This window comes from Methylobacterium litchii (assembly GCF_038442315.1).
Lineage (GTDB): Bacteria > Pseudomonadota > Alphaproteobacteria > Rhizobiales > Beijerinckiaceae > Methylobacterium > Methylobacterium litchii.
Map to the genome: position 1 here is coordinate 124,295 of NZ_JBBXMY010000003.1, position 26,618 is coordinate 150,912.

The window sequence follows — 26,618 nt, forward strand, 5'->3', positions numbered from 1 at the left end:
CGGCGCAGCACGATTGGCCGCAGCCGCAGGGCTGGCGCGCTATCCCAACGGCGCTACCTTCGCGGCAGCGCACCGGAGGGCTGGTTTTTGAACGGGAACGCCGACGACCGGCCAGAGGGCCCTGCGACGGCGCAGCTCTTCACCCCCGGTGCCGACGCGATCTACCGCCTCGTGCTGATGACGCTGGTCGCTTGCCTCGTCGCGGTGCCGGTGCTGGGCGCGGGCATCGTGCGGTCGAGCTACGTCACGGGCGTGGGCATCGCCCCGAGCCAGCCTGTGCCGTTCAGCCACAAGCACCATGCGGGCGAACTCGGCGTCGATTGCCGCTATTGCCATACGGGCGTCGAGAAGACGGCCAGCGCCGGGCTCCCCCCGACCCATACCTGCATGACCTGCCACTCACAGATCTGGACCGGCTCGGACATGCTGAAGCCCGTGCGTGACAGCTACACGCAGGACAAGCCCCTCGTCTGGCAGCGGCTGAACAAGCTGCCGGGCTACGTCTACTTCAACCACTCGGTCCACGTGACCAAGGGCGTCGGCTGCTCGACCTGCCACGGCGACGTGACCTCGATGCAGATGACCTACCGCGCCAACGCCTTCGAGATGCAGTTCTGCCTCGATTGCCACCGGGCGCCCGAGAAGTACCTCCGCACGCCGGACGAAGTCTGGAACATGAACTGGAAGCCCGCCGCCGACCAGGCGAGCCTCGGGCCGAAGCTCGCCGCGCAGTACCACGTGCGCGGCGGCGAACGGCTCACCGAATGCGGGATCTGCCACCGATGACAGGCGTGCCCGACCTCACGGCCCTGCGCGCCCGGCTGGAGGGCGGCGACGGCCCGCGCTTCTGGCGCAGCCTCGACGCGGTGGCCGATTCGGAGGAGTTCCGCACCTATCTCGCGGCCGAGTTCCCGGCCGCCACGCGGCTGGCCGCGCAGCCGGGGCGGCGCGGTTTCCTGAAGCTCATGGCCGCGTCCTTCGCGCTGGGCGGCCTCGCCGCCTGCGGGGGGCCGGACGGCCGCGACTACGAAGTGCCCTACGTGAAGGAGCCGGAGCGGATCGTGCCCGGCGCCGCCCTGTCCTACGCGTCGAGCGCGCAGTTCGACGGGTTCGGCAACGGCATCCTCGTCACCACCCGCAACGGGCGGCCCCTGAAGATCGAGGGCAACCCGGAGCACCCCTGGAGCCGCGGCGGCACCGACGTGCTCGCCCAGGCCTCGGTCCTCGGCCTCTACGACCCGTTCCGCAGCCAAGCGGTGCAGCATCTCGGACGACCCGCCTCCTGGGCGTCCTTTGAAGCCGCGATGCTGGGGGAGACGGAACGCTGGCGCGCCGCGCGCGGCAAGGGCGTCGCCCTGCTCACCGGCCCCGTCACCTCCCCGACGCTCGCGGCCGAACTCGACAAGCTCCGCGCGGCCTACCCGGAGATGCGCTGGTACGCCGGCTCGACCCGCGACGGGATCCACGAGGGCGCCCGCCGGGCCTTCGGCCGCCCGGTGGAGACCCTGCCCGACTTCGCCAAGGCGAAGACCATCGTCGCCCTCGACGGCGACTTCCTCGATCTCGGGCCGGGGCAGGTCGGCCTGTCGCGGCGCTGGGCCGACGCCCGCCGCGCCGCCCTGGCGCAGGGACGCCTGCTGCCGCTCTTCTCCGCCGCGCCGACGCCCGGCCTCACCAGTTCCAAGGCCGACGACGCCCTGCCCGTCTCCGCCGGGCGGCTGGAGGAGATCGCGCGGGCGATGCTCGCCGCCGCCTCCGGCGGGGCCGCGCCCGAGGGCACCGACCCGGCCGCGCGCTGGGCCCGCCGCGCCTGGGACTCCCTGAACGCCGCGCGGGGCGCCGGCATCGTGACGACGGGGCTGACCGCGAGCCCCGCCCTGCACGACCTCGTCCACCGCCTCAACGGGGCGCTCGGCAACGAGGGCGCGACGCTCCGCCATGTCTCGCCGTCCGTGGCTGACGGGGCGGGCTCCCTCGCCGACCTCGCCAAGGCGATGGACGGGGGCGAGGTGAAGGCCCTGATCGTGCTCGGCACGAATCCGGTCTACGACGCGCCGGGCGCCCTCGATTTCGCCGCGCGGATGGAGCGGGTGCCGCTCAAGATCCATGTCGGGCTGTATTTCGATGAGACCGGCGCCCATGCCGACTGGCACCTGCCGCTGGCCCATCCGCTCGAATCCTGGGGCGACGTGCGCTCCCTCGACGGGACGGTGGGACTGATCCAGCCGACCGTCTCACCCTTCTACAACGGCCATACGCCGCAGGAGATCGTCGCCTTCCTCGCCCGCGCGGACGGGGCAGCCGATCCCCTGGCCCTGCTCAAGGCGCGCTGGCGCGGGCAAGGCGAGGACGACGCCGCCTTCGAGGCACGCTTCGCCGAGGCCCTGCGCACCGGCTTCCTGCCCGACAGCGCCGCGCCCGCCGAGGCGGTCACGCTCACCGGCGCCGCCGCGACGCCCGCCGCCCCGGCAGGCGGCCTCGAAGTGGTGTTCCGGCCGGACGGCACCCTCTACGACGGCACCCATGCCGACCTCGCGTGGCTTCAGGAATTGCCGAAGCCGCTCACCAAGGTGGTGTGGGAGAACGTCGTCGCGGTGAGCCCGGCGCTCGCCGCCCGAGAGAAGCTCGCCGACGGCGACCTCGTGCGGATCGAGGCGGGCGGGCGCTCCGTCACCGGCCCGGCCTGGATCCTGCCCGGTCAGGCCGCCGACACCGTGACGCTTAGCCTCGGCTACGGCCGGAACGTGCCCGACCATCTCTCCCTCGGCCTCGGCTACGATGCCGGCGCCCTGCGCTCCCCCGAGACGCCCTGGCGCCTGTCGGGCGCGCGCCTCGTGCGCACCGGCGAGCGGCGGATGCCCGCCACGACCCAGCATCTCGGCGCCCTGCCCGACGACGAGGAGGGCCGGCAGATCATCCGCACCCAGGTGCCCGGCGGCGCCCCGGCGGGCGATCCGAAGGACGCGAACCCGCCCTCCTTCTACCCGCCGCCCGAGTCTCAGGACCGCTGGACCGCCGCGCAATGGGGCATGGCGATCGACCTCGACGCCTGCACCGGCTGCAACGCCTGCGTCACCGCCTGTCAGGCCGAGAACAACATCCCCGTGGTCGGCCGCGAGGAGGTGGCACGCGGGCGCTGGCTCGGCTGGATCCGCATCGACCGCTACTACGAGGGCGACCCGGAGGCTCCGGCGACGCATTTCCAGCCCGTGAACTGCATGCATTGCGAGTCCGCGCCCTGCGAACTCGGCTGCCCGGTGGAGGCGACGCTCCACGACAGCGAGGGGCTGAACCTGCAGGTCTACAACCGCTGCGTCGGGACGCGGACCTGCCAGAGCTACTGCCCGTACAAGGTCCGGCGCTTCAACTACCTCGACTATTCCGGCGGGATGCCCCCGGTGACGCAGCAGCAGCGCAACCCGGAGGTGACGGTGCGGGCGCGCGGCGTGATGGAGAAGTGCACCTACTGCATCCAGCGCATCGCGGCGGCCCGGATCGACTCCGCGAAGGACGCCCACGCCCCGATCCCCGACGGGACGGTCGAGACCGCCTGCCAGGGCGCCTGCCCGACGCGGGCGATCACCTTCGGCAACGTGGCCGACCCGGACAGCCAAGTCTCCGCCGCCAAGCGCGACCCGCGCAACTACTCGCTGCTCGGGCACCTCAACACCAAGCCGCGCACCACCTACCTCGCCGGGCTCGTCCCCGGCGGGCGGGAGGGCTGAGGCATGATCCGCGAGCCCGCCCCCGCGATCCGCCCCGGCGAGGACATGCGCTCCGTCGGCGAGGCGGTGACGGCGATCACCCTCGCCCATCCCGCCGGCCGGACGTGGTGGATCGCCTTCGCGGGCGCCGCCGCCCTGCTCGGCCTGTTCGCCTTGACCCTCAGCTACCTCCTCTACGAGGGCGTCGGGATCTGGGACAACAACAACGCTGTCGTCTGGGCGCTCGATATCGCGAGCTACGATTGGTGGATCGGCGTCGCCTGCGGCAGCCTGCTCGTCTCCGGCATCCTGCTGCTGCTCGGCGTCGAGTGGCGGGGGCCGGTGAGCCGCGTCGCGGAGACGGTGGGGCTGCTGGCCACCGCCGCCGCCGGGCTCTACCCGATCATCCATCTCGGGCGGCCCTGGTACTTCTACTGGAACCTGCCCTACCCGAACACCTTCGGCCTCTGGCCGCAATTCCGCTCGCCGCTCCTGTGGGACGCCATCGACATCGTGTCGTTCCTCGTGGTGGCGTTGAGCCTCTGGTACATCGGCCTCCTGCCCGACATCGCCTGCCTGCGGGACCGCGCCTACGCGGAGGCCGCGCGGCAGATCGAGGCCGTGGCTCCGACCCGGAAAACCGCCCTCCTGCGGGCGCGCGCCTACGGCATCCTCGCCTCGGGCTGGCGCGGCTCGGCCGCCCATTGGCAGATCCGGGGGCAGGCCTACCGGATCGTCGCGCTTCTCGGGGTGCTCCTCGTTGTCTCGGTGCAGACCGGCGCCTCGGTGATGCTGGCGGGCTCGGTGATGCCGGGCTGGCACGGCACGCTGATGCCGGTGAGCTTCCTGGTCCACGCGGTGCTCTCGGGCGTCGGCGTCACGGCGGCGCTCATGATGCTGGTGCGCGGGGTCTACGGGTTGTCGAGCCTCGTCACCGACCGCCATCTCGACGTGCTCGCGCGGCTGATGCTCTGCCTCGGCTGCGCCAGCGCCTATTGCTACGGCGCCGAGATCTTCGACACGTTCCTCGCGGGCGATGCCGCCGGCCGCGCCGTGCTGGTGCGCCGGATGGAGGGCGGACACGCCCTCGCCTTCTGGGCGGCGGTGATCGGTCTCACCCTGCCGCCGCAGGCCTTCTGGTCCGCCCGCGCCCGGCGCTCGCCGCTGATCCTCGCCGTGGTCGGGCTCCTCGTGGCGGCGGGCGCCTATGCCGACCACGTGATGATCCTCGTCGTCACCCTGACGCAGGATTTCCTGCCCTCCTCACGCCTGCCCTACTCGGTCGATCACTGGGGCGTGGCCACCTTCGTCGGCTCGATCGGGCTGTTCCTCGCCCTGATCCTGCTGTTCGTGCGCTACCTGCCCTCGGTCTCGATCACCGAGATCCGCCGCCTCGTGCCGACCGGCGCGCAGGCCTCCGCCGCGTCGACACGGCGGCCGGAGGGAGAGCGGGACGCGCCCCTCTGGGGCGTCGCCGCCTCCTTCCCGAGCGAGGCCGAACTCGCCGCCGCCCTGCAGGCGCTGTCCTCCCTGCGGGACCGCATCCACCTCGACGGCTACGGCCCCGTGCCGATGCCCCGCACCCTGCGGGCTCTGGGCCTCGAGGGGCGCTCGATCCTGCCCTATGCGCTAGGCGGGGCGCTCGCGGGCGGCGCGGCCTTCTACGGGATGTGCATCTACGCCACGGCCTACGATTACGTGTTCCTGATCGGCGGGCGGCCGCGCTTCTCCTGGCCCTCCTTCGTGGTGCCGAGCGTGTCCTTCGCGATGCTCACCGGGTGTCTGGCCGTCCACGCCGCGCTGCTCTGGCTGAACCGCCTGCCGCGCCTTAACCACCCGGCCTTCAACATCCCCGGCTTCCTGAACGCCTCGCAGGACCGGTTCTTCCTCGCCGCCGAGTTGCGGGGCGACAGCCCGGAGGCCGCGCGCATCGAGCGTCGCCTCGCCGCCCTGCCCCAGGGCGGCGGGCGCCCCCTCGCCATCGCGAGGATCCCGCGATGAGCCGGCGCCTCCTCTTGCCCCTTCTGGCCGTGCTGCCGCTCGCCGCCTGCGGCGAGGCCAACATGGACGACCAGGCCAAGGCCCGCAGCTGGGACAAGAACCCGTTCTTCCCCAAAGAGATGACGATGCGCCATCCGGTGGCCGGGACGGTGCCCCGCCTCGATCCGGCCCGCGAGGTGCCCCAGCCCGCGACCATCACCGCCGCCCTCGTGGAGCGCGGGCGCCAGCGCTATTCGGTGTTCTGCACCCCCTGCCATGGGCAGGACGGCAAGGGCGCGGGCATGATCGTGGATCGCGGCCTCGCCCCGGCGGGCGACCTCGGCTCGGAGCGGCTGCGCGCCGCCGGAGCGCCCGAAATCTACGGGGCCATCTCGAATGGCTACCGCAGCATGTTCGGCATGGCGCAGATGATCCCACCGGCGGATCGCTGGGCCATCGTCGCCTATGTCCGCGCCCTGCAGATCAGTCGGGACGTGCCCGTCGCGGCGCTGCCCGAGACCGACCGCGCGGCCCTGGAGGCGGCGCGATGAGGTTGCCTCTCTTCGCCCTGCTCGGCGCCGGGGCGCTCGCTTTGGCCCTCTATGCCGGCGGAAGCCGGGGCGCGGCGGCGTCCTGCCTCGCGGCGTGGCTCGTGCTCCTCGCCCTGCCCGTGGGTGCCCTGCCGATCACGGTGGTGGCCGAGCGCTTCGGCAAGAAGGTGCGCGAGCGCGGCGGCGTCGAGATGCTCGCCGGCCTGCGGCGCCTCATGGCGCTGATGCCGGCCGCTGCGCTCCTCGGCGTGCCGGTGCTGGTCGCGAGCCTCCTCCTCTATCCGTGGATGAACGAGCCGCCGCGCACGCCGCTCGCCGCCTTGTGGTTCACCGCGCCGTTCTTCCTCGTGCGGGCGGCGCTCTATCTCGCTGTCTGGACATGGCTGTGCCTGCGCTTCGCCCGGCCTTTCGAGGCCCCCGGCGAGGGCCGCACCGTGCCGGCGGTCGCCCTGCACGCGCTCATCGGCACGCTATTCGCCATCGACGTGGTCGCCGCCCTCGATCCGAGGCTCGATTCCGCCCTCCTCGGCCTCCTGCTGATGACCGCCTGGAGCGGGCTCGCCTTCGCCGCCGCGATCCTCCTCGCTTGGGAGGAGCCGGAACCCATCGGCCGGGGCCGCGCCGTGCCGGGGCGGGGGCGGCTCATCCCCCTCGTCGTGCTCCTCGGCCTCTGGGCCTACATGCACTTCCTGCAGGCGCTGATCGTCTGGTCCGCGAACCTTCCCGCCGAGGTCGCGTGGTACTCGGCGCGCGGCGGCTGGACCGGCCGTAGCCTCGCCATCGCCTCCGGCGTGGTGGCGAGCCTCGCCGGGCTCGCCACCCTGCGGCCCGGCCGGGTCATCACCCGGGCGCTGGCCGCCGCCGCCATCGCGGTCCACGCCGTGGAGATGTTCTGGCTGGTCACGCCCTCCGTGCGCGACCGGTTCGCGATCCGCCCGGCGGACGTGCTCGCCTGCGTCGCCGTCGCCTGCCTCGCCGGGCTGCTGCATCCGCTCCTCGCGCGGCGCTGGGCGCCGCCCCGCCGGAGGAAGGCCCGATGAGCGGCGAGGGACAACGCCCGGCCGGGCTCGTGCCGGCCATGCTCGCGGCCCTGGCGCTGAAGGCCACCGGCCTCGTGCGCCGCCGGGCGGAGGCGGGCAAGTCCAGCCGCCGGCCGGACGGGCCGGGCCACGAGACCAGCGACGTCAACGTTCGCAACACCGTGCTGGTGATGGGCGGCCTCGCCCTGTCGGCCGCCGCCGTCATCGGCGGCATGGTGCTGTTCATCCGCGTCACGGAATCGCGCCAGCGCGCGGCCCTGCCGACGCTCACCCCGCAACAGACGACCCGCCTCGTGCCGCCGCCGCCGAACCTTCAGCCCGACCCCTATGCCGACCTCGACCGGCAGCGGGATGCCGCCCGCGCCGCCATCGACGGCTATGGCTACCTCGACCCCGCCCGGACCCGCGCCCGCATCCCGATCGACCGGGCGATGACCATCGCGGTCGGGCGCTCCCTCGACGGTGGGGGGCCGTCGCGATGACACCCGATCACGCTGCCCTGCAACTCTGGCCCGTCGCCGCCTCGGCGAGCGCCGTCGAGGCCGACGAGCTGATCCTCGCCTTCACGGTGCTGACGCTCGTGCTCACCGTGCCGGTGTTCATCGCCATCACGTGGTTCGCCCTGCGATACCGGGAGGGCTCGGAGGCCGACCGGTCGCCCTCGGGCATCCGCTCGAACCTCATCGAGATCAGCTGGATGCTGATCCCGTTCCTGCTCACCCTGGTGTTCTTCGTGTGGGGCGCGCGGCTCTTCATCGATTCGAAGAACCCGCCGCCGGACGCGATGGTGGTGGAGGTGATCGGCCGGCAATGGATGTGGAAGTTCCAGCATCCCACCGGCCAGTCCGAGATCAACAACCTGCACCTGCCCATCGGCCAGCCGATCAAGCTGCGGATCATCAGCCAGGACGTGATCCACGCCCTCTACCTGCCCGCCGTGCGGATGCAGGTCGCCGCCCTGCCCGACCGCTACACCGAGATGTGGTTCAAGGCCGACAAGGTCGGCACCTTCCACCTCTACTGCTCCGAATATTGCGGCTCGGACCATTCGGTGATGGGCGGCAAGCTGACCCTCATGAACCCCGGCGACTATCAGGATTGGCTGGTCCATGCCGGGGCGCAGCAAGGCGTCGTCGCCGCCGGCCGCGCCCTCTACGAGGCCTATGGCTGCGCCTCCTGCCACGAGCCGGGCTCCCCGGTGAAGGCGCCGAGCCTCGCCGGCCTCTACGGCAGCAAGGTCGCCCTCGCGGACGGGCGCAGTGTCGTCGCGGACGACGACTGGCTGCGCCAGAAGATCCTGAACCCCAACGGCGACAAGCTCGCCGGCGGGGGCAAGCAGGTGATGCCGAGCTTCGCCGGGCGGATCCCGGAGGACGAGCTCAACAAGATCGTCGACTTCATCAAGGCCTATCCAAGGCCCGGCCAATCCGCGGAGGCGACGCGATGAGCGCATCGGGCACCATCGAAGGCGCGGCGCACCGCGAGCCGCACGCGCCGGAGGGCACGATTGGGCGCAAGCCCGACTACCTTCACGCGGAATCGACCCTGCGTTCGTGGTTCTTCACCACGGACCACAAGCGCATCGCGCTGCTCTACCTCGCCTCGATCACCGGCTTCTTCGTCATCGGCGCCCTGGCGGCGGGGGTGGTGCGGCTGGCGCTGGTCGTGCCGAACGGCGCGATCATGACAAACGACACCTACAACAAGGCCTTCACCATCCACGGGGTGGTGATGGTGTGGTTCTTCCTGATCCCCTCCATCCCCGCGACCTTCGGCAACTTCCTGATCCCGCTGATGATCGGGGCGAAGGACCTCGCCTTCCCCAAGCTCAACCTGACGAGCTGGTACGTGTTCATGACCGGGGCGCTGTTCACCCTGGTCTCGGTGGTGCTCGGCGGTGTCGACACCGGCTGGACCTTCTACGCGCCGCTCTCCACCGCCTTCTCGAACACCTGGGTGCTGCCGGCGCTGATCGGCGTGACCATCGTCGGCTTCTCCTCGATCCTGACGGGGCTCAACTTCGTCGTGACGATCCACACCATGCGCGCGCCGGGCATGACGTGGTTCAAATTGCCGATCTTCGTCTGGACGCATTACGCGACGAGCCTGATCTTCCTCCTCGCGACGCCCGTCATCACCACGGCCCTGATCCTGCTCATCGCCGAGCGAGCCTTCCATGTCGGGGTGTTCGATCCGGCCTATGGCGGCGACCCGGTGCTGTTCCAGCACCTGTTCTGGTTCTACTCGCACCCGGCCGTGTACATCATGGTGCTGCCGGGCATGGGGGTGATCTCGGAGATCGTGCCGGCTTTCGCCCGCAAGAAGCTGTTCGGCTACCGGTTCGTGGCCTACGCCTCGATCGGGCTCGCCTCGGTCACGTTCTTCGTGTGGGGCCACCACATGTTCATCAACGGCCAGAGCGATCTGGCGAGCCTTGTCTTCTCCGCGCTCTCCTTCGCGGTGGCGGTGCCCTCGGCGGTGAAGGTCTACAACTGGACCGCGACGATCCATAAGGGCAGCCTCCGGCTCGACACGCCGATGCTCTACGCGATGGGCTATATCGGCCTGTTCGTCCTGGGCGGGTTGACCGGGCTCTACCTCGCGACGCTGGCGATCAACCAGCACATCCACGCGACCTACTTCGTGGTCGCGCATTTCCACTACATCATGGTTGGCGGCACGGTGCTGGCCTTCCTCGGCGGCCTGCACTTCTGGTGGCCGAAATTCACGGGCCGCATGTACAGCGAGCCGTGGGGCCGGGTCTCGGCGATCTTGATCTTCCTCGGCTTCAACGTCACCTTCTTCCCGCAATTCATCCTGGGGTATCTCGGGATGCCCCGGCGCTACGCGACCTACCCGCCGGAATTCCAGCTCCTCAACGTGCTGTCCTCGGCCGGAGCGACGATCCTGGCGGCGGGCTACATCTTCCCAATGCTCTACCTCGTCTATTCCCTGTGGTTCGGCCGCAAGGCGCCGGCCAACCCGTGGGACGCGAAGGGGCTGGAATGGGAGACCTCCTCCCCGCCGCCGACGCTGAATTTCGTCAGCCCGCCGGAGGTGCCGCGCATCCCCTACGATTATCCGATCCAGGCCACCGAAGCCAAAGACCAGCACCGATGAGTGAGGGGCTCGCCAAGGGGGTCGGGATCGCCCGCGCCCATCATTTCGAGAGCGTGGCTCAGCAGCGCGAGGCCACGACGCTAGGTATCTGGGCGTGGCTCATCACCGAGCTTCTGCTCTTCTCGGCGCTGTTCCTCGTGGCGCTGATCCTGCGCATCCAGCATCCCGAGGCGACGGTCGCGGCGGCCCGGCACCTGAAGTTCTGGATCGGCGCCGCCAACACGGTGGTGCTGATCTGTTCGAGCCTCACCATGTCGATGGCGATCGAGTTCTCGCGGATGGGGTGGCAGCGGGCGATGGTGCGCGCCATGCTGGCCACCGCCGCCCTCGGGACCCTGTTCCTCGTCCTCAAGGGCTACGAGTACTACGCCGACTGGGACGAGCACATGATGCCGTTCCTGTCCTCGCGCCCCTTCGCGCTGGAGGAGACGCCCGCCGCGCGGCTCTTCGTGAACCTCTACTACGTCGCGACCATGCTGCACGCGATCCACCTGTTCACCGGCATCGCGCTGCTCCTCGGTATGACCTGGATGGCGGCCAAGGCCGGGTTCCTGTCGCGGCACCAGAACTGGATCGAGATCTACGGCCTCTACTGGCACTTCATCGATCTCGTGTGGATCCTGGCCTTTCCGATCCTCTACGTCGTCAACCGGGGGACCTGACCATGCGCACCCCCCTCTCGACCCTCACCCCGGCCGACCGGGCGCAGCTGAAGCAGCGGATGCGCAAGCCGGTGCTGACCTTCCTGGCGCTGCTGGCGTTGCTCGCCGTCAACGTCACCCTCGGTGCCACCCTGCCCTTCGCCCATGTCTGGGCCATCGAACTCGGGGTCGTCGCGCTGATGGCGGCCACCATCCTCCTCGTCTCCATGGAGGTCATCGAGGAGCCGCCGCTGATCCGGCTGTTCTCGGGACTCGGCTTCTTCTGGGTCTGCATCATGGTCGGCATGACCCTCACCGATTACCTCGGACGCTGATTTCCGGTTGTTCGGATAGGCCAAGGCGCTTAAACGGCTGCCTTCCTCCCCTCACCTCCGTCCGGTCCGATGTGCGAACTGCTCGGCATGAGCGCCAACGTGCCGACCGACATCCGCTTCTCCTTCGCGGGCCTCGCCCGGCGCGGCGGCGAGACCGGACCGCATGCGGACGGCTGGGGCATCAGCTTCTACGAGGGGCGCACCACCCGCAGCTTCCACGAGCCGGAGCCGAGCTCGCGCTCCCAGCTCGCGCGGCTCCTGCGCGACATGCCGATCAAGAGCTGCATCGTCCTCGGCCATGTCCGCCGGGCGAATCGCGGCCGGGTCAGCCTGGAGAACACTCACCCGTTCTCCCGCGAATTGTGGGGCCGCCGCTGGACCTTCGCCCATAACGGACAATTGAAGGGCGTGAAGCGCCTCGAACTCGGCGCCTTCACCCCCATCGGCACTACCGACAGCGAGCACGCCTTCTGCTGGATGCTCGGGCGCCTGCACGCCCGGTTCGAGACCCTGCCCCGGCCCGCCACCCTCGACCGGATCGTCGCCGACCTCTGCGCCGAATTGCACGCTCTCGGCGTGTTCAACATGCTGATGTCCGACAGCCGCACTCTCTATGCCCATTGCGGCAAGCGGCTCTGCTACCTCACGCGGCGCTCGCCCTTCGGCAAGGCCACCCTGATCGACGAGGACTGGACCATCGATTTCGCCCGCGAGACCACCGCCAACGACGTCGTGACGGTGGTCGCCACACAGGCCTTGACCCGCGACGAAAGCTGGACCGTGGTGGAGCGCGGGGACATGCTCACCCTGCGCGAGGGCGAGGTGCGGGTGTTGAGGGGGCGCAACGGTTGCGCACATGCGACCTGAGCGAGGGTGCATGCGCGGCTCCGATGCGCTACAACCCAGGTAACAGGCGCGCATAGGTCGGGCGTTCACCCAGTCACCGGCCCTCAAGCGCGCTCCTCGGCCGCTTTGGACCGGCGGCCGGGTCACGACAAGCTGACGAGTGCGACGAGCATGACCCGCGAAGACAACGCCGTCCTGCACGCGCAGGACGGTTCCTCGGACGAGCGTCCGAACCTGTCGTCCTCGATCCGGACCCATCTCGGCGAGCATCTGCGCACCGCCTATGACCGGCTCAACGAAGAGACGATGCCGGTTCGCTTCGCCGAACTCATCGACCGGCTCGAAGCCGCCCTGCGCGCGCGCGGCGAGGCGATCGAGCCGGAATTCCGCGACGGCCTTCTCGCGGCGGTGCCATCCCTGCGCGCCTTCGCCCTGTCGCTGACCTCGAATCCGGCCCGCTCGGACGACCTCGTGCAGGACACCCTGCTCAAGGGCTGGCAGCACCGCGCCCGCTTCCAGCCGGGCACGAACCTCAACGCGTGGCTGTTCACGATCCTGCGCAACATCTTCTACTCGGATCACCGCAAGCGGGTCCGCGAGGTCGAGGATCAGGACGGCTCCTACGCCGCCCGCCTCGCCACCGCCCCGCACCAGGGCGACCGGCTCGACGTCGAGGATCTGCAATCGGCGCTGGCCAAGCTCCCGCCGGACCAACGCGAGGCGCTGGTTCTGGTCGGCGCGGAGGGCGTCTCCTACGAGGAGGCGGCGACGATCATGGGGTGCAAGGTCGGCACGGTGAAGAGCCGCGTGAGCCGCGCCCGAGGCCGTCTGGCCGAACTCCTCGGCTACGACGAGGAGGATCTGGGCTCCGACCGGTTCATCCAGTCGGCCATGCCCGACGCGTGAACGACGTCGTCCGAGCGGTGAACCGTTCGGACACCATGACGGCATCGGCCCGGTAGAGGGCCGCAAAAATCGATGCATCCGAATCCGGGGATGGGGCGTTGTTGGCCCGAGCTTCGCTGCGTCCATGCGGCGGAACGACACGGAAACGGAGCATCCGTATGACCTTCAAGACCCTCCTGGCCGCTTCGGCCCTCGCCCTCTCGCTGCCCCTCGCCGCCCAGGCGCAGGGCCTCGTCCCCGGTGCCGAGCGCGGCGCTGCTGCCGGCGCGGATGCGGCTGGCCCGATCGGCGGGATCGTCGGTGGCGCGGTCGGCGCGGCCACGGGCACCGTGGGCGGCATCCTCGGCGTCGACATGGCCCCGCGCTTCCGCAGCTACGTCCGTGAGCGCAACGTCCGCTCCTACGATTACGACGGCCGCGTCGCCGTGGGCTCCACCCTGCCGTCCTCGGGCGTGACCTACTACGAGGTCCCGAACGAGTACCGCGTGCAGCCGGGCTACCGCTACACCGTCGTCAACGACCGTCCGGTGCTCGTGGACCGCAGCCACCGCATCGTCGAGGTGATCGACTAAGCGTTCCGGGTTCGCCCGAGGGCACGTCCCGCCGGAACGACCACCGCTCCGGCGGGATGAGTGTGGCCCTGGGCCCCGAAGCGCGTCGGCTTCGGGGCCCTTTTCGCGTGTGGCATTCCAACGGAGGAGGTTTCCCCATGATCGACGACGGCGCCGAAGGCAGGCCGGTCCTGCCCGAGCCGGTACGGGACCATCTCGGCCAGCAACTGCGCGGCACGATCCCCGTGGCCGACAAGCCGCGCTTCCTCGGCGACGAGCCGGAGATTCCCGGCGAGTTCGAGCCGCAGCTGCGCCGCCTGGAGACCCGCCTCAAGACCCACGAGGAAGGCACCGAGGCCGTCGGCGAGGCGCTGGAGCGCATCCTCGACGCGTTCGGCGTGACGCCGGAGCCGTCGAAGGACGCGTGACGCCTCAGACCTTGGGCTTCGTGGCGAGGATGTCGCGGATCTCGCCGAGCAGCTTCACGTCGGCCGGGACCTCGGCCACGGCCTCGGGCTTCTTGTCCTCGGCATGCTGCAGCCTGTTCATGGCGCGGATGACCATGAACAGCACGAAGGCGACGATGACGAAGTTCAGCAAGACGGTGAGGAACTGTCCGTAACCCAACACCGCGCCTTGCTTCTTGGCCTCGGTATAGGCGAGCCCCGTCTGCACCTTCGAGGACAGCGGCAGGTAGTAGTTCGAGAAATCGAGCCCGCCGGTGATCGCGCCGATGGCCGGCATGAACAGGTCCTGCACCGCCGAGGTGACGATCGCACCGAAGGCCGCGCCGATGATGACGCCGACCGCAAGATCGACGACGTTGCCCCGCAAGGCGAATTTCTTGAATTCCTCGAGCATCCCCACCTCCGCTCCGGCGAATGCGTGAGACCGTGCCTCACGCCCCGGGTGGGTGGGAACCGGGTCTCACGCGCTATCCACCGTCGGTTGCGGTGCCCCTCTCGTCGCTGAGGGTGGCCTGCTCGGCCTTGGCCCGGCGGCGATACTGCGCGGCGCCCACGGGGATGGTGACGAGATACGCCCCGCTCACTGCCACCAGCGCCTCGAACGGATAGCTGATGAGGATGCCGAAAGCCGCGACGCCGAGGAGGAAGATCGGCAGGACGAGGCCGCGCGGCACCCGCTTGCCCATGGTCTTGCCGGAGAAGGTCGGCACCGTGGAGACGACCATCAGCGCGATGCACAGCACGTAGGCCAGCACCGCCGGCGCCGCCCAGGCATCGAAGGTGAGGCCGAGGAAGTGAAGGTAGAGCGGCAGCATCGCCGTCAGCGCCCCGGCGGGGGCCGGCATGCCGACGAAGAAGTCCTTCTTCCATTCCGGCCGCGAGGGATCGTCCAGCATCGCGTTGAACCGTGCGAGGCGCAAGCCCATGGCGATGGCGAAGATCAGGGCGATGATCCAGCCCAGCGACTTCAGGTGGAACAGAACGAAGCCGTAGAGGATCAGCGCCGGGGCGCAGCCGAAATTCACGAAGTCGGCCAGCGAATCGAGCTCCGCGCCGAAGCGCGAGGTGCCCTTGAGCAGGCGCGCCACCCGCCCGTCGATGCCGTCGAGGACGCCCGCCGCCACCACGGAGATAACGGCCGGCTCGAACTTGCCCTCGAAGGCCAGCCGGATCGCCGTCAACCCGAGGCAGAGCGCCATCAGGGTGATCATGTTCGGCGCGATCATGCGGAACGGCACCGGCTTGAACCGGCGCGGGCGCGGCTCGTTCGGATCCGGCGCGAAGGGCGGGAAGAGGTCGTCCACGGCGTCCCCCTCAGATCCGGCGGAAGCTGCGCTCGGGGCCGCCGCCGAGGTCGGCGAGCACGGTCTCCCCCGCCACCGCCTTCTGGCCGAGGCCGACGAGGACGCGGGTGCCGGCCGGCAGGTAGACATCGACGCGGGAGCCGAACCGGATCAGCCCGAACCGGTCGCCCGCCGCCATCGTGTCCCCCGCCGACACGAAGCCGACGATCCGCCGCGCGACCAGCCCGGCGATCTGCACCACGCCGATCCGCGTCGGCGTGCCGCGATGGCTTGCCTCGATCACGAGCCCGTTGCGCTCATTGTCGTCGCTGGCCTTGTCCAACTCGGCGTTGAGGAACAGGCCGGGCGTGTAGTGGATCTGCCCGATCCGGCCCGCGACCGGCATCCGGTTCACGTGGCAATCGAACACGTTCATGAACACGGAGACGCGGAGGGTGGGCACCTGCGGCAGGTCGAGTTCCGGCGGCGGCAGGACCGTGGCGATGAGGTTCACCCGCCCATCGGCCGGCGACACGACGAGGCCGTCGCCCGTGGGCACGACGCGCTCGGGATCGCGGAAGAAGTAGCAGACCCAGAGGGTGAGGATCAGGAAGATCCACCCGAAGAACTGGGAGAAGTAGCCCGCCAGCACGGTCAGCACGATGCCGATCAGGATGAAGGGGTAGCCCTCCTTGTGGATCGGCACCAGCGTCCGCCGGATCGTCTCGATGAGGTCGGTCATTCTGAAAGGGCTCGGGGGATCAGATCTCTGCCGGGCGGATGGCAGCCCGTTAGGCCGGCGTCAACTTTTGGGGTCGGGATCGGGTTGGTCGCCGGGCATCGAAAACGGATCCCGGGCAGCATGCCGCACGGCGATCACAATGACCGCGTCGTCCCTCGGTTCGTAGAAGATCAGATAGGGGTAAGGCCGGACCAGGATACGGCGCAGCGGCGGCGAACTGGTGCGGGCGCCGCAAAGGGGGTGATCGATCAGCCGGTCCAGAGTGGCCTCGATTCGTCGGCGGACATTCGAAGCCCCTATCGGCGATTTATCGGCAACGCCGCCGAGGACGGCATCCATCTCGGCGAGAGCGTCCGGTGTGAAGCGGAGCTTCACGCGCCATACTTCGCCCAAAGCGCCCGAACCTGCTCGTCCGCAGCGAACTCCCCGCGCGCGGCTTGGGCGCGCGACTTCGCCAGCGACGCCTCCTCCTCGAGAGACAGGTGATACACCGGTTCGCCCTCGCTGCTGGCGAACACCAGCAGCATCCGGGCCGCATCGTCCTGCATGGCTTCCGGGAGCGCGCGGACGCGCGCGATGGCTCGTTCCAGTAGCTCGGTCATGGCGGCATGATACACGCCATCGCTAGGAAAAGAAGCGATTCCCGTTCGGAGTTCAGGCGCCCATGAGCCAGCACATCGCCTTTCTCGGCCTCGGTGCCATGGGTGCGCCCATCGCCCGGCATCTGGCGGCCAAGGGGGCCGAGACCGTGACGGCCTGCGATGCCGACCCCGCCCGCCTCGCCGGCCTCGATGGGCCGAAGTTGGTGGTCACCACCGACCGGGGCCGGATCGCGGGGGCCGACGTGCTGTTCCTGTGCCTGCCGGACGGGGCGGTGGTGGAGGCGACCCTGTTCGGGCCGGACGGCGTCGCGGAGCGCCTCGCGCCGGGCGCTGTCGTGGTCGATCTCAGCACGACGACCCATGCCGAGGCCCTGCGCATCGGCCGGGCGCTGGAGGCAGGCGGGCGGCGCTTCCTCGACGCACCGGTCTCAGGCGCGCCGGCCGGGGCGGAGGCGGGGACGCTGACCGTGATGTGCGGCGGCGCGCCGGAGGTCTTCGCAGCCATGCGTCCGCTCCTCGAACGGTTCGGCGCGACGGTGCTGCACATGGGCCCGGCGGGGGCGGGGCAGCTCACCAAGACGGTCAACAACGTGCTCTACGACATCAACATCGCTGCGCTGGCCGAGGTGCTGCCGATGGCCGTGGCGATGGGGCTCGACCCAGCCCAACTGGGCCAAGTCGTCACGACGGGCACGAGCCGCAGCTACGCCTCGCAATACTTCGTGCCGCGCATCCTCAAGGGTGGGTTCGACGAGGGCTACCCCCTCGCCAAGGCCTACAAGGACCTCGTCAGCGCCGCGACGGTGGCTGCCGAGCACGGCTTCCCCCTCCCCGTCACGGCGGCGGCGACCGCCACCTATCAGACTGCCCTGCGTCAGGGTCACGGCGACCGCGACAAGGGCGCTATGGTCCTGCCGTTCGAGACCCTGCTGGGGGTGAAGGTGCGGGGGTGAGCGCTGCCGCCTCGCCGTCATTGCGAACGTAGGGAAGCAATCCAGGGATCCGCCACGGCTTCAGACCGTCCCGCTGCCCTGGATTACGGAAACGGGAGCCATAGCATATCGCTATATATTTGATTCGCACTATGTTATGAGAAGCGATGCCGCAGGTCGTCTACAGCCGGGATGCCATCCGCACGTTGAGCCGCATGCCGGCAAACATTTCCCGGTTGATCCGCAGCAAAATAGAACACTACGCCGCCGATCCTAGCGCCCTCGCCAACAACGTGAAAATGCTCAAAGGAGAGCCCGGAGTGGTGCGGTTGCGGATGGGCGACTGGCGCGTCCTGTTTACGGAAGACGGCGTGGTGATCGCCGTCATTTGCATCGCAACGCGCGGCAGCGTGTACGACCGATGAGATTGCTTCGACAGCCGGCCATGGAGGTGCCCGTGAACGTCCAGACCATCACCACCCCGGCGGGGGAACGCCTCGTCCTTATGGCCGAGGCCGATTATGCGGCGCTCGTCGAAGCGGCGGAGGACAATGGTGACCGTGCCGCCGTCGCCGCGTTCCGCCAGCGGCTGGCGGCGGGCGAGGAGGAACTCGTACCCTCGGCGGTTGTGGACCGCCTCCTCTCCGGGGAGAGCCGCGTCCGCGTCTGGCGCGAGCACCGTGGGTTCAAGGCATCGGAACTGGCCGCAAAGGCCGGCATCGCGCAGGCCTTCCTCTCGCAGATCGAGACCGGCAAGCGTGACGGGACCGTGGAGACCTATCGCAAGCTCGCCGAAGCCCTCGGTGTCACCCTGGACGATCTGGCGGGATAGAATCCCTCAATCCACCGCCGGCGCGTGCAATTCCGCGTCGGTGAAGCGGGCCTGCTCCTCCATGACCAATTGGCCGAGCTCCCGCTTGATTGCGTTGAACTCGGCGCTTGCCGGATCGCGCGGGCGGGGCATCGGCACGGTCACGTCGCGTTTGATACGGCCGGGGCGGTAGGTCATCACGAGGATGCGGTCGGCGAGATAGATTGCCTCCTCGATGGAGTGCGTCACGAAGACGATGGTCTTGCGGTACTCCGACCAAATCCGCAGCAACTCGTCCTGCAGGGTCCGCCGGGTCAGCGCGTCGAGGGCGCCGAAGGGCTCGTCCATCAGCATGACCGGCGGGTCGAGGGCGAGGATGCGGGCGATGGCCACCCGCTGGCGCATCCCGCCGGAGAGGTCCTTCGGATAGCGCTTCAGGAAGTCGGACAGGCCGAGCTTCTCCGTGATCCGCGCCACCGTCGCGTCGGCCTGGGCGCGGGGTACGCCCTTCACGTCGAGGCCGAAGCGGACGTTGTCCTCGACGCTCATCCACGGGAACAGGGCGTATTCCTGGAAGACCATGCCCCGGTCCGGCCCCGGCTCCACCACCGGCTTGCCGCCGATGGTGATCGCGCCGGAGGTGAGCGGGGTGAAGCCCGCCATGGCGTTGAGCAGGGTGGACTTACCGCAGCCGGAAGGGCCGAGCAGGCACAGGAACTGCCCCTCCGGCACCGTGGCGGTGATGTCCTGCAACGCGGGCACGCCCGCGGCTCCGCTGCCGAACACCTTGACGGCGTTCGAGACGACGATCTCTGCCGACATGATGTCCTACCGTTCGAGGCCGCGGTGCCAGCGCAGCAGATGGTCGTTCAGGCGGCTCATGGCGCCGTCGATGATCAGGCCGAGGATGCCGATCGTCAGCATGCCGCCGATGATCTTGTCCGACCACATGTATTCGCGGGCTTCGAGGATGCGGTAGCCGAGCCCGTCCGACACCGCGATCATCTCGGCGACGATCACCACGATGAAGGCGGTGCCGATGCCGATCCGCATCCCCGCCAGCACGAAGGGGCTCGCGGCGGGCAGGATCACCCGGCGGAACATCGTCCAGCGCCCGGCCCCCAGGTTGCGGGCGGCGCGGATGTAGATCGAATCGACCTGCCGCACCCCGGCGATGGTGTTCACCAGCACCGGGAAGAAGGTCCCCAGGGCGATCAGGAACAGGGCCGGCGGGTTGCCGAGCCCGAACCAGACGATGGCGAGCGGGATATAGGCGATGGGCGGGATCGGACGCAGCACCTGCAACAGCGGGTTGAACAGGCCGTAGAGCCGGTCGCTGGTGCCGAGGAGCAGCCCGGTCGGCACGGCGAGCCCGGCGCCGATGGCGAAGCCCGCCAGGACCCGGCCGAGGCTCGAGACCGCGTCGTGCGGCATCTCGCCGGAGAACAGCCAGGAGAGGTAGCTCTCCTGGCCGGGATCGTAGGGCAGCGCCGGCTGGAGGCCGTACCACCACTTCACCGCCACCGCCGAGGGCGGAGGCAGCACCACCGGAGAGACCACGCCGCTCCGGCTCATGACCTCCCACAGGAGGAGCAGCGTCACCGGAACCAGGACGCCACGGAAGGACGAGAGCGCCATCGGCTCAGTTGACCTTCAGGTTGGCCTTGGCCTTCTCGAGCAGGTCGAGCTTGACCCACTCGGCGTCGGATTTCGGCGGGTTCTGCATCTTCCCCAGGCCGTACTTCACCATGTAATCGGTCGTGGTCTGCATGTGCCCGGCCGGCATCACGTAGGTGTAGCTGGCGTTCGCCATGCCATCGCGAAAATCCTGGGCGGACAGCTGGCCCTTGAACACCTGCTCGCGCACGTATTTCTCGGCGAGCGCCGGATCGTCGATGAAGGCCTTGGTCGCGGCGACGAAGAGGTTCAACACCTTCTGCGCCACTTCCGGGCGCTCGGTGTACATCTTCTCGGTCATGACCAGCGGGCGCACCGGCTTGCCGATGGGCGTGTCGTAGGGCTTCACCAGCTCGACGCCCCAGCCGGCGCTGATGGCTTGTGTCGATTGCGGCTCGGACTGGCAGATCACGTCGACGTATTTCTGCGCCAGCGCCTGGTTCAGGTCGGCGTAGTTGTTGAAGTAGGTCAGCTGCACGTCCTTGCCGGGGCGCTCGGACCACGTCATCCCGTGCTTGTCGAGTTCAGCGAGCAGCATCAAATCCTGCGTGCCGCCTCGGACGGTGGCGACCTTGAGGCCCTTCAGGTCGGCGGCGGTCTTCGCCGGCAGATCCGGCCGCTTGAGGATGCGCACCCCGCCATCGGCGAAGCCCGCCACCACGAGGAGCTTCACGCCGTTGCCGCGCGCCGCCACCGCCCCGTCGCCGCCGGAGGCCGCGATGTCGATCTGGTCCACCGCCATGGCGGGGTAGATGTCGGCGCCCTTGGCGAACTGGCGCTCGTCGATCTTCAGACCGTATTTCGGGGCGATCTCCTTCATGTAGGAGATGGCGCCGTAATGGGCGAACTTGAGGTTGCCGAGACGCACGACGTCCTCGGCGCGGGCCGGCGCGGCGAGCGCAACGGCGGCGGCGCAGGCCGCCAGCAGATGTCTGATCACGATACTCTCCCCGGGACTGAACGATGTCCGACCGGCCTTCTTGCTGGGCCGTGTTGTGTCAGGGGTATATCGCTTCGGCGGCCGAGTTAATCCCGGTCGAGGCCGGACGAACCGGATTCTGCATACATCTTGCCGCCCTTGCCCGGGGCGGTCATTCCGCCGCCACCGGCTCGGAGCGGGGGAGCGCCGGCGCATCCGCCTCCCGCGCCAGCACCTCGCGGGCGGCGTCGGCCTCCCGCTGGCGGGCCCAGAGGGCGGCGTAGATCCCGCCCTTGTCGAGGAGCTCGCCATGGGTGCCGCGCTCGGCCACCACGCCCTTGTCGAGGACGAGGATGGCGTCGGCGTTGACGACGGTGGACAGGCGGTGGGCGATGACGAGGGTCGTGCGCCCCCGCGCCACCCGGTCGAGGGCGTCCTGGATTTCGGCCTCGGTGAAGGTATCGAGCGCCGAGGTCGCCTCGTCGAGGACGAGGATCGGCGGCCCCTTCAGGATGGTGCGGGCGATGGCGACCCGCTGCTTCTCGCCACCCGACAGCTTCAGGCCACGCTCGCCGACCGGCGTCTCGTAGCCCTCCGGCAGGCCCGAGATGAAGCGGTCGATCTGCGCGAGCTGCGCCGCCTCCTGCACCTCGGCGTCGCTCGCGTTGGGGCGGCCATAGCGGATGTTGTAGCCGATCGTGTCGTTGAACAGCACCGTGTCCTGCGGGACCATGCCGATGGCGGCGCGCAGCGACTCCTGCGTGACGGTGGCGATGTCCTGTCCGTCGATGCTGATCCGGCCGGATTGCGGCTCGTAGAACCGGAACAGCAGCCGGGAGAGGGTCGACTTGCCCGCTCCCGAGGGGCCGACGATGGCGACCGTCTGGCCCGGCTTCACCTCGAAGGAGACGCCGCGCAGGATCGGCCGCTCCGGCGTATAGGCGAAGCGCACATCCTCGAACCGCACCGTGGCGCCGGCCACCGCGAGGGGCTTCGCCCCAGGCTTGTCGGCGATCTCGGGGTTCTGCCCGAGGATGCGGAACATGTCGTCGATGTCGATGAGGGCCTGTTTGATCTCCCTGTAGATCATGCCCATGAAGTTGAGAGGCATCGAGAGCTGCACCAGCATCGTGTTGGCCAGCACGAATCCGCCGATCGTGGTCCGCCCGGCCAGGATGTCCCGCGCCGCCAGCCACATCACCACCGTCATGCCGGCGGTGAAGATCGCCGCCTGTCCGGCATTGAGCACCGCGAGCGACACGTAGGTCTGCGTCGAAGCCTTTTCGTATTTCGCCATCGAGACGTCGTAGCGGGCGGTCTCGCGGCCTTCCGCACCGAAATACTTCACCGTCTCGTAGTTGAGCAGCGAATCGACGGCCTTGGTGTTGGCGTCGGTGTCCGAGGAGTTCATCCGGCGGCGGATGGCGATCCGCCACTCCGTCGCCTTGTAGGTGTAGCCGAGATAGGCCGCCACGGTGAGGAAGGCGGTGAGCGCATAGAGCCAGTCGAACTCGTAGGCGAGGATGCCGAGCACCAGGGCGAACTCGACGATGGTCGGCACCAGGGTCAGCACCATCAGGCGCGACAGGTCCTCGATGCCGGAGCGCCCCCGTTCCAGCACGCGGGTGAGGCCGCCGGTCTTGCGCTCCAGATGGAAGCGCAGGGACAGGGCGTGCATGTGGGTGAAGGTCATCAGTGCGAGGCGGCGTACCGCGTGCATCGCGACCTTGGCGAACAGCCCATCACGGACCTGGGTGAGCAGCGCCATCGCCACCCGCGACAGGCCGTAGAGGCCGATGAGCAGCATCGGCGCGGCGATCAGCCCGGCCGGCACGCCCTTCTCCTGTCCGCCCACCGCCGCGACGAGGGCATCGGTCGCCCATTTGAAGGTGAAGGGCGTGACCATCGTCGCCGCCTTGGCGACGAGGAGCAGCCCGAAGGCGATGAAGACCCGCCGCTGCAGGTCCGGGCGCCCGTGTGGCCAGAGATGCGGCCACAGGCGGCGGTAGGTCTCGATCAGGCCGGGGCGAGCGGGCGGGGTCGTCCCGGACGGGGACGGGGTGGCATCGGACATGGACTGGGGTTCTGGCGCGGGATTAAGGCGCATATAGGCACGTGCGGGCGCACCCGCACCCCGTCCAGCGGGCCAACGGCCTTTCGTCTATCCCCGCCGGTCGTCCGGCAGGACGAAGATCTGGCCGGGATAGATCAGGTCCGGATCGCGGATCTGCCCCTGGTTGGCGTCGTAGATCACCGTGTAGCGCTCGCCGCGCCCGTAGATCCGCTTGCTGATCTGCCAAAGGTTGTCGCCCCGGGTGATCCGCGCCGTGGCGATGGCGGGCACGAACACCGCTCCCGACGCGGCGGGATCCTCCTGGGCTTCGGCGAGGCCATTCGCGGCCGACGGCGGCACCGGGAGGGACCGCGATGACGGTGACGACGGAAGCGTGGCCGCCATGGGCTCGCCGCGCGGCGCCGAAACAGGCTTCTGCTCCGGCTTGGCGTGGTCCCCCCTGCCGTGATCCATTTGGCCGTGATCCGCGCGGCCCGCTTCGGCGACCTGCTGCGGCATGGCGAAGGGCACCTCCGCGCGGTGCAGGACGCGGCCGGATTTCGGATCGATCTCATCGATCCGGACCTGATACTGGCCCTGCGCGACGCCCCGTCCGATGGTGAAGGTCACGCGGCCGTCCGGCCCGATGCGAGCCGGGGCGATGAGCGTGTCGTTGAGATAGAGCCTGACATCCGTGCCGGGCTTGCCGGTGCCCGTCACGAACAGGCGCCCGCCGGGCTCGGCATCGACGCTGACGATCCGCGTCGTCGCGTCCTGGACGGGGCGTCCGGACGGGGCCGTCCCGCCCCCGCCTGCGGGCTTGTCCACCCGACCGGCCTGGGCCGTCTCGGGGGTGCCGGGCTGGGAGAGGACCACGGTCGGCGCATCGGGAGTCGAGAGGGCGACGAGGGGGCGGCTCTTGCCCTCCGGCGCCACCGAGACGGCCACGCTCTGCGGCGAGCGGACTTCCTGGCCATCCGCCGTCCTCGACCGCAGCACGATCTCGCTCGATCCCTTCGGCAGGGCCGGCGGAACGATGGCGAATTGCCCGTTGGGATCGGTGAGCGCCTTGGCGACGGGCTTCCCGTCGACCAGCATCTCGATGACCGTGTTCGGACGGCCCCGCCCCGCCACCACCGCGTCGCCGTTCGGCTCGACGCGGACGATGTCGAAGCTCGGTGCGACGGCGGCCTCGGCCGCCTTGCCCGGCTCCGCCCCTGCGGCGGGGGGGCTGCCCGAGCCGGGATTCGGTTTCGTTTCGGCGGGCTTGTCTTGCGGCGGCGTCTCCTGCCGAGGCGAGTCCTGCCGAAGCGTCTCCTGGGCGGACTTGTCCGTATCCTTGCCCGGCAGCGGCGCATCGGGGGAGAGGGCGGACAGCTTGCCCTGGGCCGCCTGCTCGACCCGCGACAATCCGCCGGTCCCGTAGAGGCCCAGCACGATCCCGAGACCCGCCAGAAGGCCGACGAGCGTCAGGACGATTCCGTGCCGTAGCCGACCCGACGTCACCACGTTCCCCTCCCCCGCCGCCCCACCGTCAAGGGACGAAAACTCAAAACTTCGCGGACCTCCTCGTGGAAACCCGTCGACTGCACGGCCTATAATAACGTACACGGGCCGGGCACCAAGCCGCCCTACCCTTGTGGTTGGCGAATCCTGCGGGAATTCAGCACTTTGCTGCAACTTTACCCGGATGCAGGACCTTCGTGGCGGCCCCCAGAATGCGCGAAGGAGGGCGCCGGATGGCCCTGGTGAGGACGGTCTGTGTCTATTGCGGCTCCGGGTTCGGAAAGAATCCGGCCTTCAAGGAGGCGGCGCAGCAGCTCGGCACCGCGCTCGCGCAGGCCGGCATGTCCCTCGTCTACGGCGGCGGCGATGTCGGGCTGATGGGCACCGTCGCCCGCGCCGTGCTGGAATCGGGCGGCCACGTCACCGGCATCATCCCGGACTTCCTCCAGGCCCGCGAGAACATGCTGGACGCCGTCGATGAGACCATCGTCGTGCCAGACATGCACACCCGCAAGCGCCTGATGTTCGAGCGCTCGGACGCCTTCGTCACCCTCCCCGGCGGGATCGGCACGCTGGAGGAACTGGTCGAGCAGCTGACTTGGGCGCAGCTCGGACGACACAAGAAGCCAGTCGTGCTCGTCTCAGTGGATGACTTCTGGGCGCCCCTGCTCGGCCTGTTCGACCACATGCGCGACCACGGCTTCATCCGCGACGGGCTGGACCTGAGCTACCTCGTGGCGAAGGACGCGGCCGCCGTGGTGCCGCTCCTTCAGGCCGCCGGCCACGAGCCGGACGGCCGCGCCGAGGAACTCGTCGTCACGAAAATGTAGTCGATCATCGCCGCGCTCGCCTTGGCGGCGTTCGGCCCATCGGCCGTTCAGGACCAGACGGTCAACACCGCACCGTCCAACGTCAACGTTCTGAACCTGCTGAACCAAGCCTACACCGTGTTCACCGCCGATCACGGCGTGGCGAAGAACTACTTCGCCAACGGTGCAGCCACCCACACGACCACCGCCGGTAACGTCCCGATCCCGGCGGTGGCGCCCGCCTCAGCCGGTGCAGCCTTCCCTGATCTACATCGAGCGCTTCGTCGGCGGCGCCTATGTCGGCATCCACCTGGACGGCATTGCCGAGACCAGCGGCGCTGCGTGGCTTCGCCCGCGATTCCGATCTCGGCGCCTTGACGGTAGGCGTGCGCGGCCAGGACCAGGCGGTGAAGGGCAACTTCACCGACCGGTTCTGGGCCTCACGCAGTGGACAGTGACAGGGTGGCGCTCCGAAAGGGGGCGCCGCCCTTTCCGTCAGCGCGCCGCCTTCGTCTTGGCCTTCGAAGCCGGCTCGGCGCTGTCCTCGATGCCGGCCACGTTGATGGTCTCGGCGATCTTAGACAGGAGCGCGTCGGTCTTCTTCTCTTCCTGCAGGGTCTCGTCGAGGAGGCTCGCGGCATCCGCGTAGCCGAGCTGGCTCGCCCAGGTCTTGAGCGTGCCGTAGCGGGCGATCTCATAATGCTCGACCGCCTGGGCGCAGGCGGCGAGGACGGCATCGGCCGCCGGGCTGTCGCCGAAATCCTCCAGATCCTCCTCCATCTCCGAGGTGATGCCCTGCATCGCCTCGCAGGTCTTGGCGCGGGCCGGCTTGCCGATGATCTCGAAGACCTGGGTCAGGCGCTCGACCTGATGGGCGCTCTCCTCGGCATGGGTCTCGAAGGCCTGCCGAAGCTCGTCATGCTCCGCCGCCTTGGCGGATTTCTTGAGGGCTTTCACCGACTGCTTCTCGGCGTAGTAGACGTCCTTGAGGGTCTCGTAGAACGCGTCGTGAAGCGTCTTCTGCTTGGTGGCCATGGCGATCGGAACTCCTGCGGGCTGTGGAATGGCCGAGCGGGTGAAAGCGGCCACATCCCGCCAACCCCAGCTCGGCTCTGCGGGTCCCGCCTTTATTCTCGCCGTCCG

Annotated in this window: 30 protein-coding genes; 19 read left to right on the top strand and 11 right to left on the bottom strand. The window is 69.4% G+C overall.

The annotated features are described in order from the left end of the window. The first annotated feature begins 177 nt into the window (after positions 1–177). The 14 genes from AAHF99_RS07980 (at position 178) to AAHF99_RS08045 (ending at position 14,102) form a co-directional block, all read left to right on the top strand. The gene (locus AAHF99_RS07980; RefSeq protein ID WP_342163917.1) at positions 178–786 is read left to right on the top strand and encodes a cytochrome c3 family protein; all 609 of its coding nucleotides are present in this window, start codon (positions 178–180) and stop codon (positions 784–786) included. After that, positions 783–3,725, top strand: coding sequence for a TAT-variant-translocated molybdopterin oxidoreductase (locus tag AAHF99_RS07985; protein WP_342163612.1), 2,943 nt, complete (start codon positions 783–785; stop codon positions 3,723–3,725). Before AAHF99_RS07980 ends, AAHF99_RS07985 begins: the two co-directional genes overlap by 4 nt. Before the next feature lie 3 nt (positions 3,726–3,728). Then, positions 3,729–5,705, top strand: coding sequence for a quinol:electron acceptor oxidoreductase subunit ActD (locus AAHF99_RS07990; RefSeq protein ID WP_342163613.1), 1,977 nt, complete (start codon positions 3,729–3,731; stop codon positions 5,703–5,705). Next, the gene (locus AAHF99_RS07995) at positions 5,702–6,235 is read left to right on the top strand and encodes a c-type cytochrome (RefSeq protein ID WP_342163615.1); all 534 of its coding nucleotides are present in this window, start codon (positions 5,702–5,704) and stop codon (positions 6,233–6,235) included. Before AAHF99_RS07990 ends, AAHF99_RS07995 begins: the two co-directional genes overlap by 4 nt. Beyond that, positions 6,232–7,275, top strand: a complete 1,044-nt coding sequence (locus tag AAHF99_RS08000) for a hypothetical protein (RefSeq protein WP_342163616.1) — start codon at positions 6,232–6,234, stop codon at positions 7,273–7,275. Before AAHF99_RS07995 ends, AAHF99_RS08000 begins: the two co-directional genes overlap by 4 nt. Beyond that, positions 7,272–7,757, top strand: coding sequence for a hypothetical protein (locus AAHF99_RS08005; RefSeq protein ID WP_342163617.1), 486 nt, complete (start codon positions 7,272–7,274; stop codon positions 7,755–7,757). The genes AAHF99_RS08000 and AAHF99_RS08005 overlap by 4 nt, the downstream gene beginning before the upstream one ends. Then, positions 7,754–8,722, top strand: coding sequence for a cytochrome c oxidase subunit II (gene coxB / locus AAHF99_RS08010; protein ID WP_342163618.1), 969 nt, complete (start codon positions 7,754–7,756; stop codon positions 8,720–8,722). The genes AAHF99_RS08005 and coxB overlap by 4 nt, the downstream gene beginning before the upstream one ends. After that, complete coding sequence (locus tag AAHF99_RS08015) at positions 8,719–10,395, top strand: cytochrome c oxidase subunit I (RefSeq protein ID WP_342163619.1); 1,677 nt, start codon at positions 8,719–8,721, stop codon at positions 10,393–10,395. Before coxB ends, AAHF99_RS08015 begins: the two co-directional genes overlap by 4 nt. Next, positions 10,392–11,057 carry a cytochrome c oxidase subunit 3 gene (locus AAHF99_RS08020; protein WP_342163620.1) on the top strand — a complete coding sequence of 222 codons (666 nt, stop codon included), beginning with the start codon at positions 10,392–10,394 and terminating at the stop codon, positions 11,055–11,057. The genes AAHF99_RS08015 and AAHF99_RS08020 overlap by 4 nt, the downstream gene beginning before the upstream one ends. A 2-nt stretch (positions 11,058–11,059) precedes the next feature. Beyond that, on the top strand, positions 11,060–11,371 hold the full coding sequence (locus AAHF99_RS08025) for an oxidase (protein ID WP_243956325.1): 312 nt from the start codon (positions 11,060–11,062) through the stop codon (positions 11,369–11,371). Between the two features lie 69 nt (positions 11,372–11,440). Next, a complete protein-coding gene (locus AAHF99_RS08030) occupies positions 11,441–12,238 on the top strand; it encodes a class II glutamine amidotransferase (RefSeq protein WP_342163621.1) in 798 nt (265 codons plus the stop codon). A gap of 150 nt (positions 12,239–12,388) precedes the next feature. Beyond that, a complete protein-coding gene (locus AAHF99_RS08035; RefSeq protein WP_243956321.1) occupies positions 12,389–13,123 on the top strand; it encodes a NepR family anti-sigma factor in 735 nt (244 codons plus the stop codon). Positions 13,124–13,281: 158 nt separating this feature from the next. Continuing rightward, entirely contained in the window at positions 13,282–13,695 is a 414-nt protein-coding gene (locus tag AAHF99_RS08040; protein WP_342163623.1) for a DUF1236 domain-containing protein, read from the top strand. A gap of 137 nt (positions 13,696–13,832) precedes the next feature. Next, complete coding sequence (locus AAHF99_RS08045; RefSeq protein ID WP_342163625.1) at positions 13,833–14,102, top strand: hypothetical protein; 270 nt, start codon at positions 13,833–13,835, stop codon at positions 14,100–14,102. 4 nt (positions 14,103–14,106) lie between these two features. On the opposite strand, the gene mscL is transcribed toward AAHF99_RS08045, so the two are convergent. From mscL to AAHF99_RS08070, 5 genes are all read right to left on the bottom strand, one after another. Then, positions 14,107–14,535 (bottom strand): large conductance mechanosensitive channel protein MscL, encoded by a 429-nt coding sequence (gene mscL / locus AAHF99_RS08050; RefSeq protein ID WP_342163627.1) that lies wholly within the window; start codon positions 14,533–14,535, stop codon positions 14,107–14,109. Between the two features lie 73 nt (positions 14,536–14,608). Beyond that, entirely contained in the window at positions 14,609–15,445 is an 837-nt protein-coding gene (locus AAHF99_RS08055; protein ID WP_342163628.1) for a CDP-alcohol phosphatidyltransferase family protein, read from the bottom strand. 10 nt (positions 15,446–15,455) lie between these two features. Beyond that, the gene (locus AAHF99_RS08060; RefSeq protein ID WP_342163630.1) at positions 15,456–16,166 is read right to left on the bottom strand and encodes a phosphatidylserine decarboxylase; all 711 of its coding nucleotides are present in this window, start codon (positions 16,164–16,166) and stop codon (positions 15,456–15,458) included. A gap of 60 nt (positions 16,167–16,226) precedes the next feature. Continuing rightward, positions 16,227–16,541, bottom strand: a complete 315-nt coding sequence (locus tag AAHF99_RS08065) for a type II toxin-antitoxin system RelE/ParE family toxin (RefSeq protein WP_342163631.1) — start codon at positions 16,539–16,541, stop codon at positions 16,227–16,229. Next, the gene (locus AAHF99_RS08070; RefSeq protein WP_342163632.1) at positions 16,538–16,768 is read right to left on the bottom strand and encodes a hypothetical protein; all 231 of its coding nucleotides are present in this window, start codon (positions 16,766–16,768) and stop codon (positions 16,538–16,540) included. Before AAHF99_RS08070 ends, AAHF99_RS08065 begins: the two co-directional genes overlap by 4 nt. Before the next feature lie 62 nt (positions 16,769–16,830). Between AAHF99_RS08070 and AAHF99_RS08075 the strand changes: the two genes are divergently transcribed. The 3 genes from AAHF99_RS08075 to AAHF99_RS08085 all read left to right on the top strand — a co-directional run bounded on the left by AAHF99_RS08075 (position 16,831) and on the right by AAHF99_RS08085 (position 18,532). After that, positions 16,831–17,721: an NAD(P)-dependent oxidoreductase gene (locus AAHF99_RS08075; RefSeq protein ID WP_342163633.1), complete on the top strand. Its 891-nt coding sequence runs from the start codon at positions 16,831–16,833 to the stop codon at positions 17,719–17,721. Between the two features lie 146 nt (positions 17,722–17,867). Beyond that, complete coding sequence (locus AAHF99_RS08080; RefSeq protein WP_342163634.1) at positions 17,868–18,125, top strand: type II toxin-antitoxin system RelE family toxin; 258 nt, start codon at positions 17,868–17,870, stop codon at positions 18,123–18,125. A 32-nt stretch (positions 18,126–18,157) separates the two neighbouring features. Next, positions 18,158–18,532 (top strand): helix-turn-helix domain-containing protein, encoded by a 375-nt coding sequence (locus tag AAHF99_RS08085; protein WP_342163635.1) that lies wholly within the window; start codon positions 18,158–18,160, stop codon positions 18,530–18,532. A gap of 6 nt (positions 18,533–18,538) precedes the next feature. Here the strand turns inward: AAHF99_RS08085 and AAHF99_RS08090 are convergent, their stop codons facing one another. The 5 genes from AAHF99_RS08090 to AAHF99_RS08110 all read right to left on the bottom strand — a co-directional run bounded on the left by AAHF99_RS08090 (position 18,539) and on the right by AAHF99_RS08110 (position 24,669). Next, positions 18,539–19,333, bottom strand: a complete 795-nt coding sequence (locus tag AAHF99_RS08090; RefSeq protein ID WP_342163636.1) for an ABC transporter ATP-binding protein — start codon at positions 19,331–19,333, stop codon at positions 18,539–18,541. 6 nt (positions 19,334–19,339) lie between these two features. Beyond that, positions 19,340–20,149 carry an ABC transporter permease gene (locus AAHF99_RS08095; protein ID WP_342163637.1) on the bottom strand — a complete coding sequence of 270 codons (810 nt, stop codon included), beginning with the start codon at positions 20,147–20,149 and terminating at the stop codon, positions 19,340–19,342. Positions 20,150–20,153: 4 nt separating this feature from the next. Next, positions 20,154–21,125 carry an ABC transporter substrate-binding protein gene (locus tag AAHF99_RS08100; protein WP_412759857.1) on the bottom strand — a complete coding sequence of 324 codons (972 nt, stop codon included), beginning with the start codon at positions 21,123–21,125 and terminating at the stop codon, positions 20,154–20,156. 154 nt (positions 21,126–21,279) lie between these two features. Beyond that, positions 21,280–23,181, bottom strand: coding sequence for an ABCB family ABC transporter ATP-binding protein/permease (locus tag AAHF99_RS08105; protein WP_342163639.1), 1,902 nt, complete (start codon positions 23,179–23,181; stop codon positions 21,280–21,282). A gap of 87 nt (positions 23,182–23,268) precedes the next feature. After that, positions 23,269–24,669 (bottom strand): LysM peptidoglycan-binding domain-containing protein, encoded by a 1,401-nt coding sequence (locus tag AAHF99_RS08110; RefSeq protein WP_342163640.1) that lies wholly within the window; start codon positions 24,667–24,669, stop codon positions 23,269–23,271. 230 nt (positions 24,670–24,899) lie between these two features. Between AAHF99_RS08110 and AAHF99_RS08115 the strand changes: the two genes are divergently transcribed. Beyond that, positions 24,900–25,496: an LOG family protein gene (locus tag AAHF99_RS08115; RefSeq protein WP_342163642.1), complete on the top strand. Its 597-nt coding sequence runs from the start codon at positions 24,900–24,902 to the stop codon at positions 25,494–25,496. 275 nt (positions 25,497–25,771) lie between these two features. Then, positions 25,772–25,933, top strand: a complete 162-nt coding sequence (locus AAHF99_RS08120; RefSeq protein ID WP_342163644.1) for a hypothetical protein — start codon at positions 25,772–25,774, stop codon at positions 25,931–25,933. Positions 25,934–25,970: 37 nt separating this feature from the next. Here AAHF99_RS08120 and AAHF99_RS08125 read toward each other — a convergent pair whose 3' ends face one another. After that, complete coding sequence (locus AAHF99_RS08125; RefSeq protein WP_342163646.1) at positions 25,971–26,510, bottom strand: YciE/YciF ferroxidase family protein; 540 nt, start codon at positions 26,508–26,510, stop codon at positions 25,971–25,973. Between the last annotated feature and the right edge of the window lie 108 nt (positions 26,511–26,618).